31 protein-coding genes are annotated in these 21,261 nt (G+C 47.9%); 21 read left to right on the top strand and 10 right to left on the bottom strand.

What is annotated here, in order from left to right; all coding sequences use genetic code 11:
• Nucleotides 1-115: 115 nt before the first annotated feature.
• Entirely contained in the window at nt 116-697 is a 582-nt protein-coding gene (locus tag KNO91_RS14000; protein WP_214818552.1) for a cysteine hydrolase family protein, read from the bottom strand.
• 145 nt (nt 698-842) lie between these two features.
• Between KNO91_RS14000 and KNO91_RS13995 the strand changes: the two genes are divergently transcribed.
• Together KNO91_RS13995 and KNO91_RS13990 are read left to right on the top strand one after the other, a co-directional pair.
• Complete coding sequence (locus KNO91_RS13995; RefSeq protein WP_214818550.1) at nt 843-1,265, top strand: Lrp/AsnC family transcriptional regulator; 423 nt, start codon at nt 843-845, stop codon at nt 1,263-1,265.
• An 86-nt stretch (nt 1,266-1,351) separates the two neighbouring features.
• A complete protein-coding gene (locus KNO91_RS13990; protein ID WP_214818548.1) occupies nt 1,352-1,987 on the top strand; it encodes a DUF3841 domain-containing protein in 636 nt (211 codons plus the stop codon).
• Between the two features lie 25 nt (nt 1,988-2,012).
• On the opposite strand, the gene KNO91_RS13985 is transcribed toward KNO91_RS13990, so the two are convergent.
• Complete coding sequence (locus tag KNO91_RS13985; protein WP_214818544.1) at nt 2,013-2,237, bottom strand: hypothetical protein; 225 nt, start codon at nt 2,235-2,237, stop codon at nt 2,013-2,015.
• A gap of 127 nt (nt 2,238-2,364) precedes the next feature.
• Between KNO91_RS13985 and KNO91_RS13980 the strand changes: the two genes are divergently transcribed.
• Both KNO91_RS13980 and KNO91_RS13975 read left to right on the top strand, forming a co-directional pair.
• Nucleotides 2,365-2,901: a DUF3841 domain-containing protein gene (locus KNO91_RS13980; RefSeq protein WP_214818541.1), complete on the top strand. Its 537-nt coding sequence runs from the start codon at nt 2,365-2,367 to the stop codon at nt 2,899-2,901.
• Entirely contained in the window at nt 2,898-3,641 is a 744-nt protein-coding gene (locus KNO91_RS13975) for a nucleotidyltransferase domain-containing protein (protein ID WP_214818538.1), read from the top strand. Before KNO91_RS13980 ends, KNO91_RS13975 begins: the two co-directional genes overlap by 4 nt.
• Here KNO91_RS13975 and KNO91_RS13970 read toward each other — a convergent pair.
• Entirely contained in the window at nt 3,638-3,946 is a 309-nt protein-coding gene (locus KNO91_RS13970; protein ID WP_214818534.1) for a hypothetical protein, read from the bottom strand. The genes KNO91_RS13975 and KNO91_RS13970 overlap by 4 nt on opposite strands.
• 58 nt (nt 3,947-4,004) lie before the next feature.
• Here KNO91_RS13970 and KNO91_RS13965 point away from each other — a divergent pair, with 58 nt between their 5' ends.
• Nucleotides 4,005-5,036, top strand: a complete 1,032-nt coding sequence (locus KNO91_RS13965) for a flavin monoamine oxidase family protein (protein WP_214818531.1) — start codon at nt 4,005-4,007, stop codon at nt 5,034-5,036.
• 40 nt (nt 5,037-5,076) lie between these two features.
• Here the strand turns inward: KNO91_RS13965 and KNO91_RS13960 are convergent, their stop codons facing one another.
• Together KNO91_RS13960 and KNO91_RS13955 are read right to left on the bottom strand one after the other, a co-directional pair.
• Nucleotides 5,077-5,520, bottom strand: coding sequence for a MarR family winged helix-turn-helix transcriptional regulator (locus KNO91_RS13960; protein WP_251126672.1), 444 nt, complete (start codon nt 5,518-5,520; stop codon nt 5,077-5,079).
• 7 nt (nt 5,521-5,527) lie between these two features.
• Nucleotides 5,528-6,733, bottom strand: a complete 1,206-nt coding sequence (locus tag KNO91_RS13955; protein ID WP_214818528.1) for an MFS transporter — start codon at nt 6,731-6,733, stop codon at nt 5,528-5,530.
• A 162-nt stretch (nt 6,734-6,895) separates the two neighbouring features.
• Here KNO91_RS13955 and KNO91_RS13950 point away from each other — a divergent pair, with 162 nt between their 5' ends.
• The 13 genes from KNO91_RS13950 to KNO91_RS13890 all read left to right on the top strand — a co-directional run bounded on the left by KNO91_RS13950 (nt 6,896) and on the right by KNO91_RS13890 (nt 14,331).
• The gene (locus tag KNO91_RS13950) at nt 6,896-7,345 is read left to right on the top strand and encodes a hypothetical protein (protein ID WP_214818525.1); all 450 of its coding nucleotides are present in this window, start codon (nt 6,896-6,898) and stop codon (nt 7,343-7,345) included.
• 13 nt (nt 7,346-7,358) lie between these two features.
• Nucleotides 7,359-7,817 carry a hypothetical protein gene (locus tag KNO91_RS13945; RefSeq protein WP_214818522.1) on the top strand — a complete coding sequence of 153 codons (459 nt, stop codon included), beginning with the start codon at nt 7,359-7,361 and terminating at the stop codon, nt 7,815-7,817.
• 9 nt (nt 7,818-7,826) lie between these two features.
• Nucleotides 7,827-8,330 carry a hypothetical protein gene (locus KNO91_RS13940; protein WP_214818518.1) on the top strand — a complete coding sequence of 168 codons (504 nt, stop codon included), beginning with the start codon at nt 7,827-7,829 and terminating at the stop codon, nt 8,328-8,330.
• A complete protein-coding gene (locus tag KNO91_RS13935) occupies nt 8,327-8,827 on the top strand; it encodes a hypothetical protein (protein WP_214818516.1) in 501 nt (166 codons plus the stop codon). The genes KNO91_RS13940 and KNO91_RS13935 overlap by 4 nt, the downstream gene beginning before the upstream one ends.
• On the top strand, nt 8,802-9,284 hold the full coding sequence (locus KNO91_RS13930; RefSeq protein ID WP_214818513.1) for a hypothetical protein: 483 nt from the start codon (nt 8,802-8,804) through the stop codon (nt 9,282-9,284). Before KNO91_RS13935 ends, KNO91_RS13930 begins: the two co-directional genes overlap by 26 nt.
• A gap of 68 nt (nt 9,285-9,352) precedes the next feature.
• Nucleotides 9,353-10,330: a DMT family transporter gene (locus KNO91_RS13925; RefSeq protein ID WP_214818510.1), complete on the top strand. Its 978-nt coding sequence runs from the start codon at nt 9,353-9,355 to the stop codon at nt 10,328-10,330.
• A gap of 12 nt (nt 10,331-10,342) precedes the next feature.
• Entirely contained in the window at nt 10,343-10,768 is a 426-nt protein-coding gene (locus KNO91_RS13920) for a DMT family transporter (protein WP_214818507.1), read from the top strand.
• A 12-nt stretch (nt 10,769-10,780) separates the two neighbouring features.
• Nucleotides 10,781-11,440 carry a Crp/Fnr family transcriptional regulator gene (locus KNO91_RS13915; protein WP_214818504.1) on the top strand — a complete coding sequence of 220 codons (660 nt, stop codon included), beginning with the start codon at nt 10,781-10,783 and terminating at the stop codon, nt 11,438-11,440.
• A 12-nt stretch (nt 11,441-11,452) separates the two neighbouring features.
• On the top strand, nt 11,453-11,926 hold the full coding sequence (locus KNO91_RS13910) for a DMT family transporter (protein WP_214814721.1): 474 nt from the start codon (nt 11,453-11,455) through the stop codon (nt 11,924-11,926).
• Nucleotides 11,927-12,055: 129 nt separating this feature from the next.
• Complete coding sequence (locus KNO91_RS13905) at nt 12,056-12,526, top strand: hypothetical protein (protein WP_214818502.1); 471 nt, start codon at nt 12,056-12,058, stop codon at nt 12,524-12,526.
• Nucleotides 12,527-12,532: 6 nt separating this feature from the next.
• Nucleotides 12,533-13,327, top strand: coding sequence for an SMI1/KNR4 family protein (locus tag KNO91_RS13900; protein ID WP_214818500.1), 795 nt, complete (start codon nt 12,533-12,535; stop codon nt 13,325-13,327).
• A gap of 58 nt (nt 13,328-13,385) precedes the next feature.
• Nucleotides 13,386-13,877, top strand: a complete 492-nt coding sequence (locus tag KNO91_RS13895; RefSeq protein WP_214818498.1) for a hypothetical protein — start codon at nt 13,386-13,388, stop codon at nt 13,875-13,877.
• Entirely contained in the window at nt 13,870-14,331 is a 462-nt protein-coding gene (locus tag KNO91_RS13890) for a hypothetical protein (protein ID WP_214818496.1), read from the top strand. The genes KNO91_RS13895 and KNO91_RS13890 overlap by 8 nt, the downstream gene beginning before the upstream one ends.
• Before the next feature lie 123 nt (nt 14,332-14,454).
• Here the strand turns inward: KNO91_RS13890 and KNO91_RS13885 are convergent, their stop codons facing one another.
• The 3 genes from KNO91_RS13885 to KNO91_RS13875 all read right to left on the bottom strand — a co-directional run bounded on the left by KNO91_RS13885 (nt 14,455) and on the right by KNO91_RS13875 (nt 17,528).
• Nucleotides 14,455-15,183, bottom strand: coding sequence for an AAA family ATPase (locus tag KNO91_RS13885; protein ID WP_214818494.1), 729 nt, complete (start codon nt 15,181-15,183; stop codon nt 14,455-14,457).
• Nucleotides 15,184-15,192: 9 nt separating this feature from the next.
• Entirely contained in the window at nt 15,193-15,918 is a 726-nt protein-coding gene (locus tag KNO91_RS13880) for a hypothetical protein (protein WP_214818492.1), read from the bottom strand.
• Between the two features lie 113 nt (nt 15,919-16,031).
• Nucleotides 16,032-17,528 carry a phytoene desaturase family protein gene (locus KNO91_RS13875; RefSeq protein WP_214818489.1) on the bottom strand — a complete coding sequence of 499 codons (1,497 nt, stop codon included), beginning with the start codon at nt 17,526-17,528 and terminating at the stop codon, nt 16,032-16,034.
• Between the two features lie 188 nt (nt 17,529-17,716).
• Here KNO91_RS13875 and KNO91_RS13870 point away from each other — a divergent pair, with 188 nt between their 5' ends.
• A complete protein-coding gene (locus KNO91_RS13870) occupies nt 17,717-18,100 on the top strand; it encodes a hypothetical protein (protein WP_214818486.1) in 384 nt (127 codons plus the stop codon).
• 32 nt (nt 18,101-18,132) lie between these two features.
• Here the strand turns inward: KNO91_RS13870 and KNO91_RS13865 are convergent, their stop codons facing one another.
• Nucleotides 18,133-18,741, bottom strand: coding sequence for a TetR/AcrR family transcriptional regulator (locus KNO91_RS13865; protein ID WP_214818484.1), 609 nt, complete (start codon nt 18,739-18,741; stop codon nt 18,133-18,135).
• 171 nt (nt 18,742-18,912) lie between these two features.
• Between KNO91_RS13865 and KNO91_RS13860 the strand changes: the two genes are divergently transcribed.
• The gene (locus KNO91_RS13860; protein WP_214818482.1) at nt 18,913-19,641 is read left to right on the top strand and encodes an ABC transporter ATP-binding protein; all 729 of its coding nucleotides are present in this window, start codon (nt 18,913-18,915) and stop codon (nt 19,639-19,641) included.
• Nucleotides 19,634-20,647 (top strand): ABC transporter permease, encoded by a 1,014-nt coding sequence (locus tag KNO91_RS13855; RefSeq protein ID WP_214818480.1) that lies wholly within the window; start codon nt 19,634-19,636, stop codon nt 20,645-20,647. Before KNO91_RS13860 ends, KNO91_RS13855 begins: the two co-directional genes overlap by 8 nt.
• Nucleotides 20,648-20,769: 122 nt before the next feature.
• Here KNO91_RS13855 and KNO91_RS13850 read toward each other — a convergent pair.
• On the bottom strand, nt 20,770-21,261 hold a 492-nt coding region (locus tag KNO91_RS13850; RefSeq protein ID WP_214818478.1), incomplete at its 5' end, for an RNA-guided endonuclease TnpB family protein.

Genomic DNA, 21,261 nt, shown 5'->3' with positions numbered 1-21,261 from the left:
CGTTTACTGCCCTTTGATTTGTCCTACACGATATCGGCAAGAATACCTGGACGAATGTTGACGTTTGTTTATGCGCTTCAAGATCAAGCAGGATGACATCAAAGAAGTACAGCCTTCATGAGAAGGGCTGTACTTCTTTTTGTTGAATGAACTGGAGCATCGTTTCCGTCGTCTGAATCGATGCAAATTCTTCATTTAGACTAGCGAGCGACACGTCATGGATGACCGCTGCGGGAATCCATGTCCCGCTGATCGATTGACGGTCGAACGTTGCTGTCGCATCGGATACGACGATTGGATTGAAGCCCAGGTTACCCGCCATCCGAGCTGTCGTCTCAACACAATGGTTGGTGATCAATCCGGTGATGACGATCTGTGTCGCACCAAGTGATTCGAGTCGTTCCTGTAAGTCCGTTCCGATGAAGGCGCTATTCACCTGTTTCGTCAGGATGACATCTTGTTCCCGTGGTTGTATAAAGTCTTGGAACAAATGACCGTCTTTTTTGAAATAAAAGAGTGAAGTCGGTACTTGTGTCACATGTTGTACATAGATGATGGGTTGATTTTGCGCTTCCCACGCTTCAATTAACCGTGCGATATTCTCTTCACACTGTGGATTGTTGCGGCTTCCCCAGCTTGGATCATGAAAGGCTTGTTGGACATCGATGATGAGTAATGGAATGACTGGTGTTTGCATGTAGTTTCCCCCTTGAATTGGTTACTTCAAGTGTATGCAACAGTGGAATATAGATACATAAAGGTTTGATGGAAGTTTCAGCGAATGACTTAAGAAAGAACGGATTATGTACCGTTTCACTTTATTTTTGAAAGGTGAATGCCAAATGGATGAAATTGATCGTCATATTCTTGAAGTGATGCAACAACAGGCCCGAATCTCGATGACCGAATTAGGACGACAGGTTGGATTGTCCACGCCCGCTACGACCGAACGGGTGAAGCGACTCGAAGAACGCGGAGTCATTACAGGATACCGGGCAGTCGTCAATCCCGAAAAGATGGATAAACATATGACTGCCTTTATTCTTTATGACACCCATCGGTGCGAGGCGTTCCGTGAATTTTGTCGTCAACAGCCGGCTGTTATCGAGTGTCATCGCTTAGCCGGGCAGTATAGCTACCTTGTCAAAGTGGTGACGGAGAACGTGCGCACGTTAGAGACGTTCATCGACGAATCGATGGAATACGGTCGTCCCTCGTCCCTGATTAATCTATCTTCACCCGTATCATTCAGACCGGTAATATAATATAACCCGGTTATTTTTTTATTGTGGTACTTCTGCTGAAATCTTTTAAACTAGCAGAAGAGGAACGATGAAAGGATTGAAAGGTTTTGGGCATCTACTACACACATCAACGAGAAGAAGCGTGGCAGCAAGCTTTGAAGAAAGGATATCTTGAAGCGAGTGGAGAATATGCGTTGTTCAGTGAAGACGGATTGGAAGAGTTCAAGCCTGCCTATGATTGGATGGTCGAACAATACGAGAAGCGTATTGGTATTTCATTAAATGGGAACTATCCAATCTGGTGTTGGGATGAGTTCCCCGACTTAGGACGAGATGGACATATTGGCGAGGGGAATCGAGGTGTCGTCTTGACCGTTGAGATACCCGATGAAGAGGTGTTAGCATCTGAGTTTTCCTATTGGCATCATGTGCTTAGTAATTTTCCGTTGTATGAAACGTTAGAAGAGTATGACCGAGAAGACGAACCGGACGAACTGTTCGTGCGTCAATCGTGGGAACGTATCTTTGACAAAGCATGGTGCGAAGCGTCCGTCGCGGACCAACCAAATGTCGGGTTGATCTATCAGTATGTCACCCATCGTATCGAGCTTACGCAAGTGCGAGCGGTCATGCCATTTGTAGGACGAGGTAACAATTGGTTGGATCGAGTAACGGGGATGGGATGGCGAATCGGGCATAATCTCGGACTCATTCGATTTAAACCGTTTGAATGGAAAGCGTGATCAGATGAAACGCAGCTAACTTACGTCAGCTGCGTTTTGTGTTCGAATCTAATTGTTGTTCGATGTGGTCGAGACGTTCGATCAATTCTTGCATCTGCTTCGAGCGTTCACGTTCCATGAAGAGTTGCTCGTCTGCCCGTTTCTCAGATCGTACAACGACATTACGAATCCACAATATACCGATAATCAGTACCGCGATTGGCAAAATCGTGAAGATGAGTCCGAATAATGAAACCATGATGACGTTCATATAGACATGCCCCCTTTTCTACGTCTTCATTATACTTCCAAATACATCCAGATTGAAAGACTGTCACTGGCATTGTATCCTATATTCTCGTTACACTGAATACAGAGATTTGAAAGGAGTCGATAGAATGGCAATCTATTATACATATCAACATGCAGCTGCATGGGAGGCCGCTAAGCGAAATGGCTTTTTATTCGGCGATCCGAACTACGGCATGCTCAAAGATGAAAAAGATGCCAATCATCGACCTGCCTATGATTGGCTGGCTGATCAATATGAGCAGCGCAAGAAACGGTTACTGAATGGGAATGATCCCGTCTGGCTTAGTGACACCAAACCAAATGTCGCACGTGGTGGTTTTTTAGAGGTTGGGGAACAGGGTGTCGTCTTGACCGTCGAGCTACCTGATGAGGCCGTTTTAGAACTTGAGGCAGGTTATTGGGTGTTCGCCTTAAATCGATGGTTCCTCTCGTTTGAAGACCGTGAGGCAAAGAGCGAGGAAGAGCTGCGTACATCGTGGGAGAAGATGTTCGACCATGAATGGTGCGAAGCGATCGTTGAGGCATATCCCGAATCGAATACGAAGTATTATTATATCGTCGACCAGATCCATCTTCATCAGGTGCTTGATGTCCAAACGTTCATCAAACAAGGTGTGTCATGAATAAGCCGACCCGACTTGGAACGGACGAGGCTGGATACGTCATCAACCAAACGTCCATCCGTCATGTACAGCCTGAGTTTGAAATCGTCCTTTTTAAAGCAATCGAATTGGTGAAAGAAGCATTCGATGAACAGTTACACAGCATATATCTTTATGGAAGCATTGGGCGCGGGACGGCCGTTGCTGGGCAATCGGATCTAGATTTGACGGTTCTCGTGCATGAGGACGTCGATGCGACAGAATTGGTGGAACAGACGGAGAAATTGCTAACGCAACATCCGGAAGTCATTAAAATCGACTATGATATTGGACGTTTGAATGTGGCACTGGATCCGGCGAATCGTTTTGAATGGGGCTTTTGGCTAAGACATCTTTGTACGTGTGTGGACGGGGAAGATGTCTCGATTCAATTCCCGCGCATGAAGCCGGATGCTCGTGTGAGTGAGGCGTTGAATCAGGACTTGGTTTCCTCAATCGAAACAGCTAAGTCCAAATTGCTTTGTGGACAGATTTCTCATCTGGAGAAGCGCTCCATCGTGAAGCGCGTCATTCGAGGTTGGTATTTGACCATCAACGTGAAGGACGAGAGTTTTGCGACGACTGTAGACGAATGCTTGAAAATTTTGAGACTTTACTACCCAGGCGATCAGAGGATAGAAAAAGGGGAGAAGCTATTGATGCAGAACGAGATTTCCAATCAACAGCTTCTAGACTATTTGAATGAGATAGATTGGACTTAACGATGTCGTTCCTCAATCGGGATATAACCGTTCGGTCGTCTTCGCTTCACGTCCGTCTCAAAGTAGAGCTGGGGCATGTATAGAGCGCTCATTAAGTAAAGGACGATAACAATCTCAACTGCGATTGGCCATTGAATGAAGTCGAATAAAAAAAGAAACCATATAGAGTGTGAAACGAGACACACCGCCCAAGTCATCCCGCCCTCTGTTCGAATAAATCGGTACAGGATGCGCATCAATACGAGATAAGGTAAGAAAAGATAATAGAACATATTTTTCAATTGATGCCGTCCTTTCTTGTACATGTAACACCATCTAACTCAGTATAATCGAGGAGAGACGGACGACAAAGGAGATTTTACAATGAAATCAATCGCCATCAACGGAGCTGGTGTCAGTGGACTTTATGCTGCGACCCAACTTCATCAAAAAGGATATGACGTCACAATCTTTGAGGCACGTGATCGAGTTGGTGGACGTATCTTCACCAAGGACGGCTATGACCTCGGTCCGACGTGGTATTGGCCAGATACGGAGAAAACGATCTCTGCACTCGTGGATAGACTTGGACTCGAGTCATTCGTTCAACATACGACAGGACACATGGTGCTCGAACGTCAAACGACGACCGCACCGGAACGACATGTGTTGCCGGAAGAGAGCATCGTCTTATCCAAGCGTTTAGTCGGTGGGATGACGAGTCTGGTGGAAGCTCTGCATGCGAAGTTGCCCGATGACATCGTTCGACTTGGACACCGCCTGACCTCGATTGAGCGACAGGCAGACCGAGTCCAACTGACATTTCAAAATGGTACGGTGCATTACACAGACGACGTGATTCTTGCGATTCCACCACGTCTCGTTGCAGATATAGCAATTGCACCTACGCTGTCCGCTTCAACACGCAATGCGCTCAAGACGACCCCGACCTGGATGGCGTCTCAGGCGAAGGCGCTCATCGTATACAAGACACCGTTTTGGCGAGAAGAAGGTCTGTCTGGATTTGGGATGAGTTGGGTCGGCCCGCTCCAAGAGATTCATGACGCTTCGCCAATGGACGGACAAGGTGCGTTGTTCGGATTCTTCCGCCTGTCACCGGATGAACGAACGGCGTTAGGGGAAGGACAAGTGAAGACGCGTGTCATCGAACAGCTGGAGAAGTTATACGGTCCGAAAGCAAATGACTTCGTGCGATTTCATTACATGGATTGGTCGACAGAATCAGAGACGGCGACATCTGATGACCTCATGCCGCTCACGGCATTCCCGGCTTACGGTCCGATCGAACTCGGAGACCGACTCCATTTGATTGGTTCGGAGACAGATGCCCAGTTCGGCGGACATATCGAAGGGGCGTTGCGGTCGGCAAATCGAATCGTACAAGTGTTGGTATAAAGAAAAGACAAATCGTCCGACTAGAGACGACTTGTCTTTTTCATTTAAACTTCTGAATCATCAACGCGAGCGAGCGATTGATCATCTTCATCTCGTCATCCTCGAGGACCGAAAACATCTCTTCGGCGAGGCGCTCTTCAATCGCATCGATTTGTTTCGAGTACGCCAGACCGTTCGGACCGAGCCGGATGAAGCTTTCCCGAAGGTTCTCGGGGTTTTTTTCCCGAACGACGAAATCACGTTGTTCGAGCACTTTGAGCACCTGGCTGACGGCACTTTTGGAGATGGACATCTTCGTCGCGATCTCTGTCGTCGTCCACGTCTCTTGGCGCTTGAAGAGAAGAAGCATCTGTTCTTGTTGATAACTCAACTCGAATTCGTTCAGTTCCGTAAAATATTTCGTGAACAGCAAGTCGAGCTCATCGATTTGGCGGTACATCGTGAGGACTTGTTGTTTTCGTGTTTCATTCAACGTGTCATTCATCCTTTCTTTACGGTGTCTGTCGGAACGTTTCGCTCCGGAGGTATAAGAGAACACCACACACTAGTCCGATTATACCAAATGCCAATAAGAGCGTTTGAATCGGGACGGACAAGGCGACTAGCACTGATAAGATGGCAAATGCAATCGGCTCAAGACCAGAGGCGGCGAGCGACATGATGCTCATGACGCGCCCGATTTTGTCAGGGTCGCTTTGTTCCTGCATGATGGTGACCGTCGGCAAGTAGACGAGCATGATCATAAATCCGCTCATAGAAGCCGCGACGGCGAGAAGCGGAATCGATTGAACTTGCGTGTAGAGGAAGAAGGCACCGAGTGTCAGGAACAGGGCGCGGAAGACGAAGCGTCCACGATGAACCGACCGTAACAATAGAATCAGGAAGCTTGCGACGAACGTTCCGACAGCGAGCCCGCCTTCGATGATACTTAAATCAAAAGCCGTCCCTCCGACCGCGCCAACGAGAATCGGGATACTCATGATGAGCGGTCCCATGACGAACAAGTTGACGATGGCAATGGCGAACGTCCCACTGCGTAACACTGGAGTTTGCGATACGTAACGAATGCCCTCTTTCAAATCGACGAGCACATCTTTTGGTGCGAGTGGAGCAACTTCGGGAATGTTGTCTTGAATCAGCTTTGGCATAATCAAGATTGCGGAGAGAAAAATCAACATAGCCGACGTGCCGAAACTGAGACCAAAACTTCCCCACGTCAGTAGGATCCCTGCTAGGAACGGACCGATGACGAACATCAGCTCGAGCGACCCTTGGAAGAGGGAGTTCGCACGTTGTAACTGTTGACCTGATACGATTGAAGGCATAAGTGATGACAGCGCTGGGTAAGACATGCCGTCTAAAAGACCAAACAATACGGAGATGATCAAGAGGGCTGTCACCGAATACGCATCAGCAAAATGGAGCGAGACGACAATTAACATCAACACGCCTTGCCCGATATTCGTTAAACATAACAAGCGACTCTTTTGGAACCGATCGGCGAACACACCACCGAACACCATCATGACGACACGCGGCAACGAGACCGCAGTCAAGATAATCCCGAGAAGTGCTGGTTGCTTCAACACATCGATTGTCAACCACGAGACGCTCAAGAAGAAAATTGAAAACCCGAGCGTGAGCGTCATCCCGGATAACCAGGTAAACACAAATCGGGAATTGCTTAATAAACTCATGTTGATAACCTCTTACTTTCATTCTTTAAGATATAGTTAAGTTAACTAAACTATAAGCCGAGACAGTCATATCGTCAAGAAACATGACTTTGGTACGAAAATGTAAAATAACGGAACTTTTCTCATGCTCATCCCGTATAGTGAAAATAAGAGGTGAACGAGATGAATAAACAAGAACGACTACATACAATCAAACAATCAAATCGAAAGCGACTCCTGCAACGCTTACTTTTAGCGCTTCCGGCAGGTCTTGCAGTTTACTTCCTCATGCGAACTGACGGGAACATCTGGATCGGGTTCGCCATCATCGGCGGGGTGTTACTTGCGACGCGTTACTTTTTTTCGAATGAAGCAGAGGCAATCAGTCAATTGTCGGACCAGGAACAGGTGAAACGTGTCGTGACACTGCAGTATCACCTGGACTTCCTCTTTATCGCATTGCTCGGACTCGTAAATCCGCTAGCCATCCGAATCATAGACTGGTCTTGGATTCCTGTGGTCCTCATCGGTGGGGCATTGCTTTACATCTTATGGGCGCAAGAGAAGCTTGATCAACAAATCCGCTGGCTCGACCCGGAACAACCGACACGTCGCGAGATTCGACGATTCTGAAAGGATGAATGAGATGAATAAACAAGAACGAATCAATACGATTTATCGTTATCAGCAGCGTTGGCTTTTTTGGAGAATGGGGCTGGCAGGTCTGACCGGGATGTTCGTCTTTCTGGCACTCCAGTCAGACGGTGCGTCAAGATATATCATGCCATTAGGGATCACATTAGCGGGTATGTTGTTCGCAATCGGACGAGAGCGTCGCTTCGTCAGAAAGTTGACGAATGTGGAACAAGCCAAACGGATCATCGATTGGCAGTATGTATCAGAAATGGGGCTACTCGTCTTGTTGGCGATTCTCTTCCCATTCATCGTCTTGATCAATTGGCCGGAATGGTCGCTCTTCGTTGTATTCTTGGGCGGGGTTATCTTATTGCAAGTCGCACAGAAAAAGCTCGACCGACAGATTCCTGAGTATGACGTGGAGCAGCCGATGCGTCACGAAATCAAACTCGACTTCGTGAAAGATTGAGGTGACACCGTGGATAAAGCGGAACGACTTCAACGAATTGAACAGTTTGAGAAACGATTCACCCGTCTCAACATCATCGTGAGTGTAGTCATGCTGGGCGTATCCATCTATTTTCTTTCGATATGGAGTCCGTATAGCATTCTTTTACCCGGTGCCGCGCTTCTCTATACGACATGGCTTGAATGGAACAAGATGAAACTGCAGCAATCCTTCAATCCCTCGACACGCTATCATCGTCTATTGCGAATCGATTTTGCTGTCATGTTGATCAGTTTAATATGGTTCATGATTTTGATTGCTATGCATTTTAATGGAATCAATATCTTACCGTGGATAAGTTGGACGCTCCTCATCGGCGGACCGTGTCTCATATTGATTCCACGCTGGATTGACCGAAAACAGTCCGCGCTTGACGAGCACCACGTCACATCGGGTGAATGGACTCGGACAAACCGGGAACGTTTGAAACATGCGTTAGATGATTTTTCAAGGAAAGGTCGTAAAGAGTCATGACGAAACAAGAACGAATTCAATATATCGGGGCATATCGGAAAATGCATCAAAATACGAGCATCTGGCTTACAGCGGTCCTCGTTGTCTGCAACAGTTTCGTGCTCGGTTTTGACACATGGTGGATATGGGGAATTGGGTCGACGCTAGCAGCGACTGGACTCATTTATCTAACACGTCAAGAAAGTAAACAGTTGCAAACCATGACGTCCGGAAAAGCCAAGTCACTCACGAAGCGTTTGTACCGCCTCTACTCTTACTGGATCGGAGCGATCACAGGAATGGTCCTTCTCAGTCGCCTTGAGGTTTCATCAATCGGTCTAGGTTTCATCGTACTGGGCATCATTGTTCTAGGCATCGTCATGTTAGCATGGATCCACTATCAGACCGTCCGGCAATTACGACATGCCGACCCGGATCAACCGACACGGGATGAGGTGACGAAGCACTATCGATCTTACGAAAGGAGTACATATGCTGACGAAAGAAAAGCGAATTGAACGGTTACTCGAGCAGGATGACAGTCATTGGCGTTGGGGATGGGGCGTCGCCATCGCGACTGTCGTGATGACATTCCTCATCGCTACGCAGTCCAAACTATACGCCCCCCTCATCGTATTTATTAGTTTTTTCCCGTATCTCTGTTTCGAGTGGCGGAAGACAAAACTGCTCCTCACCTTTAACGAGAATGCGCGTTATCAACGTGTGGTATATACAGATTTCGGGATCCAGTGGCTCTGCTTCGTCTCGACCATCTGCCTATTGGCCGCCTATTATGCCGATTTGTTATCTCCTATTTTAGCGATTGCCGGGTTATTCGGAATCGGTGCCCTATCGATTCTTGGACCATATGTCATCAATCGCTACTTGCACACCCTTGATTCCCATCATGTACGAGGGAAAGAATTGCGTGAAGCGCGTGATCAACGCTTCCATGAATCCAACACGAACACCTGAAAAGGGTTCGTTTTTTTATTTGAGGACATCGGTCCTTTTCTTCTTCGGTACGGAGGCGTAAGCTGACAATGTACGTAGAACTAGTAGAAGAATCGAGGAAGACATTCATGTTGGCTATTTTGATTGGATTGACGATTGGGATTTTGTTGCCGATGCAGACGAGCGTGAACTCTCGTTTGCGTCAGGTGGTCGGCTCCCCGTTCGTCGCATCGTTTTTATCGTTTACCGTCGGGACCATCTTTTTGTCCTTGTTGCTCCTTTTGACCGGGCAGTCATTCGGGTTTGACGGCTCAGTGATTCAGGAAGGTCCAGGTTGGATGTGGATTGGCGGATTATTAGGTGTCTTGTTTTTAACGGGGAATATTTTGTTGTTCCCGAGGCTTGGAAGTGTCCAGACGGTCATCATGCCGATCTTTGGGCAGATTTTAATGGGATTGTTGATTGATCATTTCGGCTGGTTCAACTCCGTTGAGCATCCGATCACGATATTGCGCTTATTCGGGGTCGTGCTCGTCTTACTTGGCGTCATCGGAACGGTCGCCTTATCCGACTGGCTCAATCGTCGGAGAGGAAAACTTGTTGTCTCCATGGAAACGGACACGGGGAACTTGAACCTCTGGCGACTGTTCGGAATTTTCACTGGAATGATGAGTGCCACGCAAACGGCCATTAACGGCTATTTGGGAACGGTGCTCGAATCGGCACTGAAAGGGGCACTCGTCTCCTTCGTTGTCGGGACGATGGCGCTATTGCTCATCTTGCTCGTCTCGCGCCAACCGGTTCCGCTCGGACGATTGAAAGGTCAACCATGGTGGATCTGGCTCGGTGGGATCATTGGGGCGCTCTTCATCGGAGGAAACGTCCTTATCGTTCCGATTGTCGGGACGGGGATTGCTGTCATTATCGTCATTGTCGGACTGTTATGTGGTAGCTTGCTAATCGATCGCTTCGGTTGGTTCGGAGCGAAGAAGAACCCGGTCACCGGTGTTCAACTCGTGAGCCTGATCGTCATGGTACTTGGGATTGTATTGATTCGTTTGTCATAAAGGGGGAGAAAGATGAGAGGTGTGTTGTTTGCAATCAGTGGAGGCTTCTTTCTGACGCTACAAAGTGTGGCAAATGCGCGAATCAGTTCACAGATTGGGACGTGGCAAGCGGCGACGTTGACGCAGTTCACGGGATTCGCTGTCGCCCTTCTCGTCATGTTAGTACTGCGAGATCGCACGTATGCACAGATGCGTCATGTGAACCCGCTTTATTTATCGGGTGGTGCGTTTGCGGCGCTCATCTTGTTCAGTAATATGACGGCCGTTCATGAGCTCGGGGTCACACTTACGATTTCCCTGTTTCTCATTGCACAGTTGGCGCTTGCGCTCGTCATCGATTGGCGCGGCTGGTTCGGGATGGTACGTCGGAATTTGAACGGGGTGCAGTTGTTTGGGGTGTTCATGATGATTGCGGGCGTCATCTTATTAAAATGGTAAGGGGAGACGGAAATGGTTGATGCATACGTGAAACAATTTGAATTAGACGTTTTGCCCGTTGCTGCGCAACAAAAATTGCAACTCGTCCATTACGAAGCGGGCGACGTCATCTGTACACAAGGTGATGAAGCGGAGCACCTCCGTTTCTTAGTGAAAGGAAAGATTCGCGTTTCACACACTTCCGCTACCGGCAAGCGACTCGTCCTTTCTTTCAAATATCCGCTCGATTTGATTGGGGATATCGAATATATTCAACGAACTCCTTATTTGAATACGGTTGAGGCGGTCACAGAAGTCGAGATGCTCGTCATCCGGTTCGAGGACTTGGTCCAGCACGCGCACCAAGAAGTCGCCTGGTTACATTATTTGTTAGAAGAAATCACGCGAAAATTCGAACGGAAGTCGCAATCGCTCAGCTTCAACCTGTTCTATCCCGTTGAAGTACGCCTGGCGAGTTATCTGTTATCGATGACGCCAGATGACCAAACGCTCGGCTCGACCGTGGATCAATTGACGGATATCGCCGATTTGATCGGGACAAGTTATCGTCATGTGAATCGAACGCTTCGACGTTTTGTTGAAGTGGGCTTGATTGAGCGCAATCGACGGATGATTACGATTATTGACCGAGAAGGGTTGGTAGAGATTGTCGGGGAGAGCATTTATGAATAGGAGGGAAGAACCGTGGCGATTGGAATGATGCTTGCCATCTTCGGCGGAATGCTCGTCTGTGTGCAAAATACGTTTAACGCCAACGTCAAAAAGCGTGTCGGTGCATGGGCGACGACGACACTCGTTCTCTGTCTTGGATTTTTAGCGTCACTGCTCATTGGGTTGTTCCAAGAAGGGAGTGCCTTGTTCCGAGTAGATGAGATGGAGACATGGTACTGGTTTAGCGGAATCCTTGGCGTCGGGGTCGTCATGAGTGTGACGCAAGGTGTCGAACGGCTCGGACCGAGTTACGCCATCTCGATTGTCATGGTGTCACAAATCCTGTTCGCGCTTCTGTGGGATACGTTAGGCTGGTTCGGATTGACGGCCGTCCCGTTCACATGGAAGACGGTCGTTGGGATTGTCTTGATTGTTGGTGGGGTACTCGTGTTTCAGTTGAGTGGGAAGACACGAGTCACATCAGCCAAAGTCTCAAAAGCGGGTTAACGAAAAGCATCTGATATCCATCAGGTGCTTTTTCCTGTTTAATGGAAAAACCTCGAAACTTCGCTTTCAGATTGGTAAGATAAAATTACCGAGCGAATTGGGTGATTTTTACTGTTGGAGGTGTATGAGATGTTGCGTGAAGAACGAATGGAGTACTTGTACGATCAAGCATGGACGAATAAAGGTCCACTTCTGGTGATGATCATCGGTGCGGTGACGGCACTTTGGTTATGGTTCAACGATTCAAGGATGAGCCTGCCCCTGTTCATTTTCTGCGCGGCGATGTTCATGCCGCTTCTGGTAGCGACGTGGCATAAAGTTCAGATGTTTTTACAGTTCAATGACTCATCCACATATCGGCGCTTCATTTATTTAAAAGGTATGATTCAGTTTATTCTCTTGATCGGTGTCATGTCGATGCTCGCGTTCTACTCACTGAAGTACATCACGCTAGACACGATGAGTCTTGGAGGGGCCGTGCTCATCGCAAGTTGCCTTCTTTTAGATTCATGGGTTGACTGGAAGATTCTAAAAGTCGATGACGAGCATGTCGTCGAGAGTTTGTTAGGGCTGATGCTTCGGAAATCAAAAGGAGTGTAGAGTTGAATGATTGTCTGGACGAATGAGTTTGACCATACGAATACATTACCGAGTTTGACAGAAGAAGTCCTGAGAGATGTCGAGTCACGTCTCGGCGTGAAACTACCAAAAAGTTATATTGAATTGCTTCGAACACAGAATGGGGGATTTATCGAGCAACGTGAGCTAGCCGTGATCCTAAACGGACTAGACGATTTGATCGTGATTGATTCCATTATGGGCGTGAGTTTACAAGAAGGACTAGTTGAATCAAAGATTCTTTTGAAAGAGTGGGGCGTTGAGGATGAACGTTTGATTGCATTCACGGGCGACGGTCACTATTTCCTCATGTTCGATTATCGCGATGGGATGATCCCTAAAATCGCTTTGTTAGATACGACGGCAGAAAAAATCGATGTGCTATTCGAATCGTTCGATCAATTCAAAGAAGCGCTGAGCGTCATTGAGACCGATTCATTCGTGGGAATAGGTGAAGAGGAGACGCTGTTGGATTATGCACAGAATCTACTTTACAGTGAGGTGACGAGTGAAAAAACATTTGGTGCGAACATTTGGTTAAACTCACTAGACGTTCTCGATGTTAAAGAATTGGTCGTGGAGCTTCTCACATGGATGGATGACGAGACATTGCGAGAGACCGCAATCTCTACGATTCAAAGCACCATCATTTCACGTCGGTTGCGCCAGAAAGAGTTGATTGAGGCATTTTTCAGTTCGTTACTAAAACAAGATGATGCCTATAGTAAGCAGTGCTATGAAGAGACAACCTACATCCTGGAGAATGAGATTGAGCCGGATTGAAACCTGATTTCGGAACGGTTCGTATATAGGACTAACGAAAACACACGAGGGGGATTTGATGGTAGACCATGAAGTCAGACTAGAACAGATGTTGAAGGATGATGAAAAGCGAAAGAGACAAATGGTGATTCCGTTAATCGGCGTCATGTTGCTCTTCTTTATATATTTTTGGAAGACGAATATTCTCTTACTCCTTCCAATGGTTGTAGTTGGACAAGTTCCCATCATTTATCATGCATGGCATCGTATGAAACTGTTGCTTTCATTCAATGAAGACGCACAATATCAGCAGCTCGTCCGGTATGAATTCGGATTGAAGTTTGCTCAGCCAGCCCTTCTTTTCCTATTGATTTTGAGTGTGGAATTAGGATGGATTACGTTACTCACGTTCATCATCGGCGCTTTTATCGGAATCATTAGCTTGTTGCTGTTAAGTGTTCGCTTCGACCGCAAACTAAAAACAATCGATCCGTTGCATGTGACAGGCGTTGAGCTTGGTCATGTCCAATTTGAACGGAAGAAACAACAAAGGAGGAGGGAGAATGGATAAACAAGAACGTCTCCCCAAAATGGTCGAACAGGATCTCGACGCGCGAGGGATCAGTGCGATATTTGGAATCATCGGTCTCTTTCTGTTTCTGGTTGTTTCGGTCATAAAAGGTGTCACGGTGACGACGGTTGCCTTCTCTTTCCTCGTGACCCAACTGCCGATGCTCTATCAAGCGTGGCGACGGATGAAGTTGTTACGCACATTCAACGAAGACGAGGAATACCAACACCTCGTTCGTCAAGAATTTCTCATCATCGTCACCATGTTTGTGTCACTTGGTGTATTTACTTTCCTCACGTGGTTCGTGTTGGATTCGATGCAGGAACTACTCGTTGTCGCATTAATTGGCGTCATCCCGCTCCTCATCTGGTACATACCGATGGACCGTAAACTGCGTGAAGCGGACCCGGAACATGTGACGAATCGGGAATTACGACGCGCACATCGTGAATAATAAAAATCAGCCCTGACACGCGTCAGGGCTGATTTGTTCAAGAGAACATCGCAACGAGAAAGCCGCAGACGACCATCCCGATTGTATAGAATGTGAACCGGTGTCGTTCCCAAAACGAGTCATTCATCGTGTTACCGCCACATCATCAAGTGGTGTATCGACCATCCGAACGAATGATTCGTCCGGGTCGGTCGTTCCAGATTCTTTGAGCCAGTCTTGGAAGTCACCTTCATATAAAATACGTCCACCGTGTAGGAAGATGACGTGGGCATCAAGTTGAACCAAGTCATGCAACTGATGTGTTGAGATGAGACACGTCTTGCCTTCGTCGACGAGGCGTTGCAGGCGGCGCATGATTTGAATGCGTGATGCCGGATCGACCCCGCTCGTCGGTTCGTCAAATAAATAGAGGGAACGCTTGATGGAAGACAATAGTGTCACGAAGAGCCATTTTTTCTCCCCGACGGACATCTTTCCGAGTTTCATCGTCCATAGATGTTCGAACAGTTCTTGTTCTCGGGACGTCGAAAGGTTATTTACATAAGACTCGAGTTTCTTGAAGTCGGGGCGCTGCGACAGTCGTCCAATGAAATAGGCGAAGTCTTTCCCCGTCAATTCATGATGGTTGTACATGAGTTGCGTCAAATAGAGCATGTCCGTCGTCGGGACGAGGTCGAGTGACGCTTTGTCAACAGGAAGGGTACCCGTCATACAATCAAACAGTGTCGTCTTCCCGGCACCATTTTGTCCGATCAATACGTTCAACTTGTTTGGTTGCAGTGTGAACGAGACGCTGTCGAGCACAGGACGCGTCGCTTTCGGATAGCGATAAGTGAGTTGGTTTACGTGCATAAGAACCTCCTAGCGTGTGATGAGTGAGACGAGACTGAAGCGTTTCAACGCAATCGCTCCGATGATGAAATAACCGAGTACGGAAAGGGATGTCGCCCATACTCCGAACGAGAGGTCGACTTGAGTCGTCAGGTGCAGCAATCCGAGCGCGAATTCATGGAGCGCATAGAATGGATTGAGGAAGCTGAACCATTGATCAGGTGACTTGATTGCCAATAAAAAGAGCGGAAACATCAGTATGTTCACGAATGTCCCGAGACTCGATACTTTCACTGGAAGTGCCGTAATGGCGACACTTGCGATCGCGAACGGGATACTACCGATCAATACGAGTAGAGACGTTGCAATCAACTTGAACGAGAAGAACCCGTGTACGAGCGTGACGATCGTTGTGAATAAGAGTAGGCTGATGGAGGCGAATAAGAGCTGCGCCAAGATGACGGCGATGACATACGTCAGTTTGTTCCCAGAAATCATCACGTACGTTTTCATCAGTCCGTATTCACGCATACGGGCGAGTTCGATGCCGACCCCGTTCACATATGTAGCAAGAATAATATACACCCAGAAATAAGAGAGCCCTGGGTAGTATTCGGCTGTCGTCGCTTGGCGAATATCTGAAAACGACTGCGTCAAGGCGATCATGAGCGGAATTCCGAATGTCCAGATGAATGGAACTTTATCAGTGACGACAACTTTGGCATACATAAAGAAATAACTTGTGATTTGATGCATCCTGTTCCTCCGTTTGTATGTTTGAATGTTTGTATCGTAGCACAATATACGGAAGTTGATTGGAAAAAGTTTCAAAAAATAATCCCTCACATCGAATGAGGGATTGAAGATAATCATTTCACTTTGTCGCGTTTCGCGATTTTGTCACTCACTTGCTGACCGCTGAGCGTCACCATCGGCATACCGCCGCCCGGGTTGACGGTTCCACCGACAAAGTAGAGGTTATGATAGAGTTCGCTCTGCTTCTTATGTTTGAAGCCGCCATTCCGATTCTTGTCGGCGACCGTTCCATAAATGGCACCTCGGTCCGATCCATATGTCCGCTCGATATCGTGAGGTGTCCATACGTCACGCGTCACCGTATGTTCACGCAAGCCCTCGAGTCCCATCCGTTCTAACTTATCGAGTACACGCTCTTCAAAGGCGGCGTACTCTTCTGCGGTGAACGGATTGTCTTGGATATACGGGATGTGTGGCAAGATTTTAATGTTCTCATGTCCTGGTGGTGCTTGAGTCGGGTCGGTCTTGTTGACGTTGACGAGATAAATCGTCGGGTCGTCCGGCAATTCATGTTTCTCAAAAATTTTGTCCATTTGTTCATGCAAGTTTTCGGAGAAGAAGAAGTTATGATGTGCGAGTTGTGGATAAGCTTTCTTTACCCCGAGATGGAGGACGAAGCCTGAGCTTGCTGGTTCGTATTTATCGACGAGTTTGTCGACGTACTGTTCGTCCGCGTCGACCATCTTCTGATAGAACGGGATCACTTCCATGTTCGAGACGAAATAATCGGCTGATCGGAGACGTCCATCCTCAAGCTCGATCGCTGAAATCTTTCCATTTACCGTATGGGCACGAACGACGCCTTCTCCGGTATGTAACTTCACACCGATTTCCTCGGCAAGCTTCGTCAATCCTTCCGCGAGCTTGTGGGTCCCGCCTTCAACGTACCAACAGCCTTGGGCATACTGCATGTATATCATCATGTTTAAGACGGCCGGTGCGTTATATGGAGATGACCCGACATATTTGACGTAATACGACAGCATATCCCGAAGATGCGGATTACTGATGCGCTTCTTGATGGCGCTATACATGGTCGACGTCAAATCGAACCCGAAGAGAGTTGGGAAAATACCTGTCTTCATGACCGCTTCTAAAGGGGACTCAAAGCCTTCGGCCAAGTATCCCTTTTCCGTCGTCTTATAAATGCGTGCTGCGTAATTCAGCAGCTCACGATATTCCTGCATGTCTTTTCGAGAGAGGGAAGGATTTGCGCGTTGCATGTGTTCGAGGTCATGGTACAAATCGAGTACGGTCTCGTCCGGGAAGAACGAGCGCCATTCGAGCTCTAATCGTTTGATGGACACATAGTATTCCATGCGTTTGTCGCTTCCGCGGAACAGCTTATCGAAGATATGAGGCATCGTTAAAATCGAGGGCCCGAGGTCGAAACCGAACCCATCCTGTTCGAGCCGATTCACTTTCCCGCCGAGATGGTCGTTCTTTTCATAGAGCGAGACGTCGTAACCTTTTTGAGTGAGCGAGATGGCTGCAGACAATCCGCCGAGCCCTCCACCGATGACGATGACTGACTTATCCACTGATGGCATATATTCGCCGCCTTTCCGAAGTGTTATTTTCAAAAAACAGAATAATTGCTACCTCTTCTATTCCCGTTTCCAAATGAATTGAACATGCTTTTACGGATTTGCCACATCCACACAAAGATGTCATCCCTGAACGGAGAAAAGTTTTGTATAGTAAGGGAACAGAGTCTGAACGAAAGTAGGAATGTAGGATGATCGTAAAAACAATTACACTTCAATTTGCGAACGGCGATGAGATCATAATCCCGTTTGACGACATTGAGTCATGTCGGATGCATGATATAAAAGACGGGATGCGTGTAGCGACGGATGGTCAGGTGATTAAAGAAAAAGTGATGCATGGACTCGACCTCGTATTGAAGGATTCAGCGAATCAAGTCGAATGGAGCGGACACGAGGAACCGTTTGACCGTCTGCGTCGAATCGCGGACTTACAGCACCTCACTTTTGAGTTTGAAGGGATGCGAGGGAAGTCGTACCGCATCGCGTGGCATGATCTAGAGGCGATACAGAACGCTTACCAGACGACAACGGAAGAGAATGGAAGCTTGCACGTGCATGTTCGAGTTTTGTAAAAATAGCCTCTCGCAAAAATATGCGGGAGGCTTTAGTCGTTTGATTTCACACCGCCAGCGACGAGCGGTCCTTCAAACGTGATTGTATAGATGATGCGAGCGATGTCCTCTGCTGTCTCTTCTGCTGACGGATTATTCAACCATTCGTAGATGACCCCCATGTGCGCCGAAGAGAGATAGGCGACGAGATACGGGGGCGGGACCATCATCTTGTCTAGGTCAAACAACGTTGCGGGTGAACGCTGAAACAAGGCGGCCTGCATGAATGCACGGAGCTTCGTCTGAAATGTCGGGTCTCCGTTCGGTCCAAGAAGTGGCTTCATGATGATTTGGTTGTCTTCGATGAAGCGGATGAACGGAATGAGGTAATGGTACGAGTTGTCGGTCCGTTCGTCTCCGAAGATATGTGGCAAATGATGAATCAACTTTTGTTCGGCCTCTCGAAAGATTTCGTTGACACATTTCTCCATCAACTCGAACTTATCCACATAGTGACTATAGAACGTACCTCGATTGATTCCAGCTCGTTCGGTCAATTGCTTGACGGTGACGGCTTCGAATCCTTGCTCTTCGATGAGACTGAAGAAAGCATCTTTAATCAATTTTTTCGTACGGATGACGCGTAAATCGGTTTGTTCCATATTATTTCTCCTTTTTCTCAACACAATCCATCCATCTGTCGGAAAACCGACACGATGACCAATATTGACGATTGTTGCTGTTCTGAACGAGGTCTATACTGAACATATAAACCAACACGGTGTCGATTATCTTGAGTATACACGATGAGGCGCCGAAAAGGAGTGATAGGCATGAACATTCAATTGCAACATGTCGAGAAGTCGTTCGGTGACCAGCTCGCCATCGACAACATCGACTTTACCATCCCGTCTGGAGAGATTTGTTGCTTGCTCGGGCCATCCGGATCGGGAAAGACGACGCTCATTCGACTCATGATTGGCGCACTTGCACCGGACAAAGGAAGTGTCCATATCGGGGAAACAAAGATGCCGAATATGGCCATGCTCCAACAAATCGGATTTATGCCGCAAAACGATGGGTTGTACGAAGACCTGTCGGCCGAGGCGAACCTTGCCTTCTTCGGTTCGATTTATAAGTTAGGGAAAAAGGCGCTTCAGGAACGGATCACCGAAGTGCTCGCGCTTGTTGATTTAACAAACGATCGGCATAAACTCGTCCGTAATTTTTCGGGAGGGATGAAGAAGCGTCTTTCCTTAGCCATTGCGATCCTTCATAAGCCGGACGTGTTGTTTCTCGATGAGCCGACGGTCGGGATTGATCCGATTTTACGCCGCCAGATTTGGGATCAGTTCCAAACGATTCGAGCGGAAGGGACGACCATCATCGTCTCGACACACGTCATGGATGAAGTGCTCGAGTGTGACCGTGCTGCACTCGTCTATAATGGACGATTGATTGCGTACGATCATGTGCAAGACTTGCTCGACCAGACCGAGAACGGTCGCGTCGAAGAACTGTTCTTAATTGCTGGGAAAGAGGAGGTGGGTGACCATGCGTAACTTAGCGAAACGTGTCATCTTCCAAACGTTGAACGACAAGCGCAGTGTCGCTTTGATTTTAATCGCACCGCTTCTCATTTTGACACTCGTCTACTTCTTACTTGGAGACTCGGATTACGTGCCGACCGTCGTTCTCGATGAAAATGCACCAGAACAGCTCGTCACTGCATTTGAGGACGAGACGCTCGAGGTGGAACAGGCATCATTTGATGATCCGAAAATGTATATCGAAGACAATGAACAGGTCGATGCCGTTTTTGAAATGGATCAGGAAGGCACGGCCATCACGTTACGTGAACCGTCGACAAAGTCTTCAAAGGCAGTTCGTGAAATTCAAGATGCGTTGACGACGCTCAACCCGGCAGCCGAGATCGATACGTCATTCGTCTACGGTGAAGAAGACCAATCTACGTTCGATTCGTTTGGCTTCGTCTTCCTATCACTCTTCTCATTCTTCTTCGTGTTCATCCTTTCTGCGATGGCACTCGTCAAAGAACGGAGCGGGGGCACGCTTGAACGACTCTTGATGACGCCGATCAAGCGGGGACAAGTCATTTTAGGATATACGCTCGGATACGGTGTATTTGCGGTCGTTCAGTCGATTTTCATCGTACTCTATTCGATTTATGTACTCGGGCTGTCTTCGCTCGGGAATATGGCGTGGGTCATGCTGACGATGCTACTCATGGCGGGAACAGCCGTCCTCTTCGGGGCGACCATCTCCGTGTTTGCCCGATCGGAACTACAGGTCGTTCAGATGATTCCATTTACGATCATCCCGCAAGTGTTCTTCTCAGGACTCATTCCACTCGACTTGATTCCTTACGGTCTCGGAAACTTGAGTTACGTCATGCCAATCTTTTACGGGGCAACGGCAATCAAGGAAGTGATGGTATACGGAAGTGGTTTCTCAGGCATTTGGATGTATTTACTCGGGTTGATTCTTTATGCAGGTGTCTTATATCTCTTGAACATGCGTGCGCTCGGGAAATACAGAGGACACTAAGGTGAACTACTCACCACTTATTTGTTTCACAAATGGAAGTGGGAGCTTCTTGGGAAGACCGTGCTTTTACCAGCCACGGTTATGGACCAAGCTCGTCGGGCAGTCCCTGCCCTGAAGGATTGTCAGTCGGCCAACATCAATAGGTTGAGGCTCGCATTGATGTCACGGTCATGATGCGCGCCACAGGCACACGTCCATTCACGGACATCCATCGCCTTCTTCTCGCCTTTTACGCCGCAAGAAGAACAGATCTGCGTCGATGCGAACCAGGGGTCTGCCTTGATGAGCGTCCGTCCGTAGAAGTTTGATTTGTATTCGAGTTGACGGACGAACTCGTACCAACTGACATCTCCAATCGACTTCGCCACCTTGTGATCCTTCATCATGTCCTTCGATTTCAATGTCTCCACGACGATGACTTGGTTCTCGTCAACGATCCGTCTCGACAGCTTGTGAAGGAAGTCCTTGCGTTGGTTCGCGATCTTCTCATGTCTCTTAGCGAGGATCAGCCTGGCCTTCTCCCGGTTCCGGCTCCCGGCCTTCTTGCGTGACAGCGTCCGTTGTGCCTTCTTGACCTTTTCTTCGGACTTCCGGAGGAGTCGGGGGTTGTCGAT

It is taken from the genome of Exiguobacterium sp. s59, assembly GCF_018617475.1.
GTDB classification, from domain to species: domain Bacteria; phylum Bacillota; class Bacilli; order Exiguobacteriales; family Exiguobacteriaceae; genus Exiguobacterium; species Exiguobacterium aestuarii.
This window is presented reverse-complemented; position numbering and strand designations above follow the sequence as displayed.

Bases quoted from the DNA above. Each gene is read 5' to 3' on its own strand.
- KNO91_RS13895 (WP_214818498.1), top strand. From the start codon at position 13,386: ATGGTAGACCATGAAGTCAGACTAGAACAGATGTTGAAGGATGATGAA.
- KNO91_RS13885 (WP_214818494.1), bottom strand. From the start codon at position 15,183: ATGCACGTAAACCAACTCACTTATCGCTATCCGAAAGCGACGCGTCCT.
- KNO91_RS13860 (WP_214818482.1), top strand. From the start codon at position 18,913: ATGAACATTCAATTGCAACATGTCGAGAAGTCGTTCGGTGACCAGCTC.
- KNO91_RS13995 (WP_214818550.1), top strand. From the start codon at position 843: ATGGATGAAATTGATCGTCATATTCTTGAAGTGATGCAACAACAGGCC.
- KNO91_RS13905 (WP_214818502.1), top strand. From the start codon at position 12,056: ATGTTGCGTGAAGAACGAATGGAGTACTTGTACGATCAAGCATGGACG.
- KNO91_RS13875 (WP_214818489.1), bottom strand. From the start codon at position 17,528: ATGCCATCAGTGGATAAGTCAGTCATCGTCATCGGTGGAGGGCTCGGC.
- KNO91_RS13855 (WP_214818480.1), top strand. From the start codon at position 19,634: ATGCGTAACTTAGCGAAACGTGTCATCTTCCAAACGTTGAACGACAAG.
- KNO91_RS13915 (WP_214818504.1), top strand. From the start codon at position 10,781: ATGGTTGATGCATACGTGAAACAATTTGAATTAGACGTTTTGCCCGTT.
- KNO91_RS13965 (WP_214818531.1), top strand. From the start codon at position 4,005: ATGAAATCAATCGCCATCAACGGAGCTGGTGTCAGTGGACTTTATGCT.
- KNO91_RS13930 (WP_214818513.1), top strand. From the start codon at position 8,802: ATGCTGACGAAAGAAAAGCGAATTGAACGGTTACTCGAGCAGGATGAC.
- KNO91_RS13980 (WP_214818541.1), top strand. From the start codon at position 2,365: ATGGCAATCTATTATACATATCAACATGCAGCTGCATGGGAGGCCGCT.
- KNO91_RS13985 (WP_214818544.1), bottom strand. From the start codon at position 2,237: ATGAACGTCATCATGGTTTCATTATTCGGACTCATCTTCACGATTTTG.
- KNO91_RS13880 (WP_214818492.1), bottom strand. From the start codon at position 15,918: ATGCATCAAATCACAAGTTATTTCTTTATGTATGCCAAAGTTGTCGTC.
- KNO91_RS14000 (WP_214818552.1), bottom strand. From the start codon at position 697: ATGCAAACACCAGTCATTCCATTACTCATCATCGATGTCCAACAAGCC.
- KNO91_RS13925 (WP_214818510.1), top strand. From the start codon at position 9,353: ATGTACGTAGAACTAGTAGAAGAATCGAGGAAGACATTCATGTTGGCT.
- KNO91_RS13950 (WP_214818525.1), top strand. From the start codon at position 6,896: ATGAATAAACAAGAACGACTACATACAATCAAACAATCAAATCGAAAG.
- KNO91_RS13955 (WP_214818528.1), bottom strand. From the start codon at position 6,733: ATGAGTTTATTAAGCAATTCCCGATTTGTGTTTACCTGGTTATCCGGG.
- KNO91_RS13920 (WP_214818507.1), top strand. From the start codon at position 10,343: ATGAGAGGTGTGTTGTTTGCAATCAGTGGAGGCTTCTTTCTGACGCTA.
- KNO91_RS13900 (WP_214818500.1), top strand. From the start codon at position 12,533: ATGATTGTCTGGACGAATGAGTTTGACCATACGAATACATTACCGAGT.
- KNO91_RS13945 (WP_214818522.1), top strand. From the start codon at position 7,359: ATGAATAAACAAGAACGAATCAATACGATTTATCGTTATCAGCAGCGT.
- KNO91_RS13960 (WP_251126672.1), bottom strand. From the start codon at position 5,520: ATGAATGACACGTTGAATGAAACACGAAAACAACAAGTCCTCACGATG.
- KNO91_RS13970 (WP_214818534.1), bottom strand. From the start codon at position 3,946: ATGTACAAGAAAGGACGGCATCAATTGAAAAATATGTTCTATTATCTT.
- KNO91_RS13865 (WP_214818484.1), bottom strand. From the start codon at position 18,741: ATGGAACAAACCGATTTACGCGTCATCCGTACGAAAAAATTGATTAAA.
- KNO91_RS13870 (WP_214818486.1), top strand. From the start codon at position 17,717: ATGATCGTAAAAACAATTACACTTCAATTTGCGAACGGCGATGAGATC.
- KNO91_RS13975 (WP_214818538.1), top strand. From the start codon at position 2,898: ATGAATAAGCCGACCCGACTTGGAACGGACGAGGCTGGATACGTCATC.
- KNO91_RS13890 (WP_214818496.1), top strand. From the start codon at position 13,870: ATGGATAAACAAGAACGTCTCCCCAAAATGGTCGAACAGGATCTCGAC.
- KNO91_RS13935 (WP_214818516.1), top strand. From the start codon at position 8,327: ATGACGAAACAAGAACGAATTCAATATATCGGGGCATATCGGAAAATG.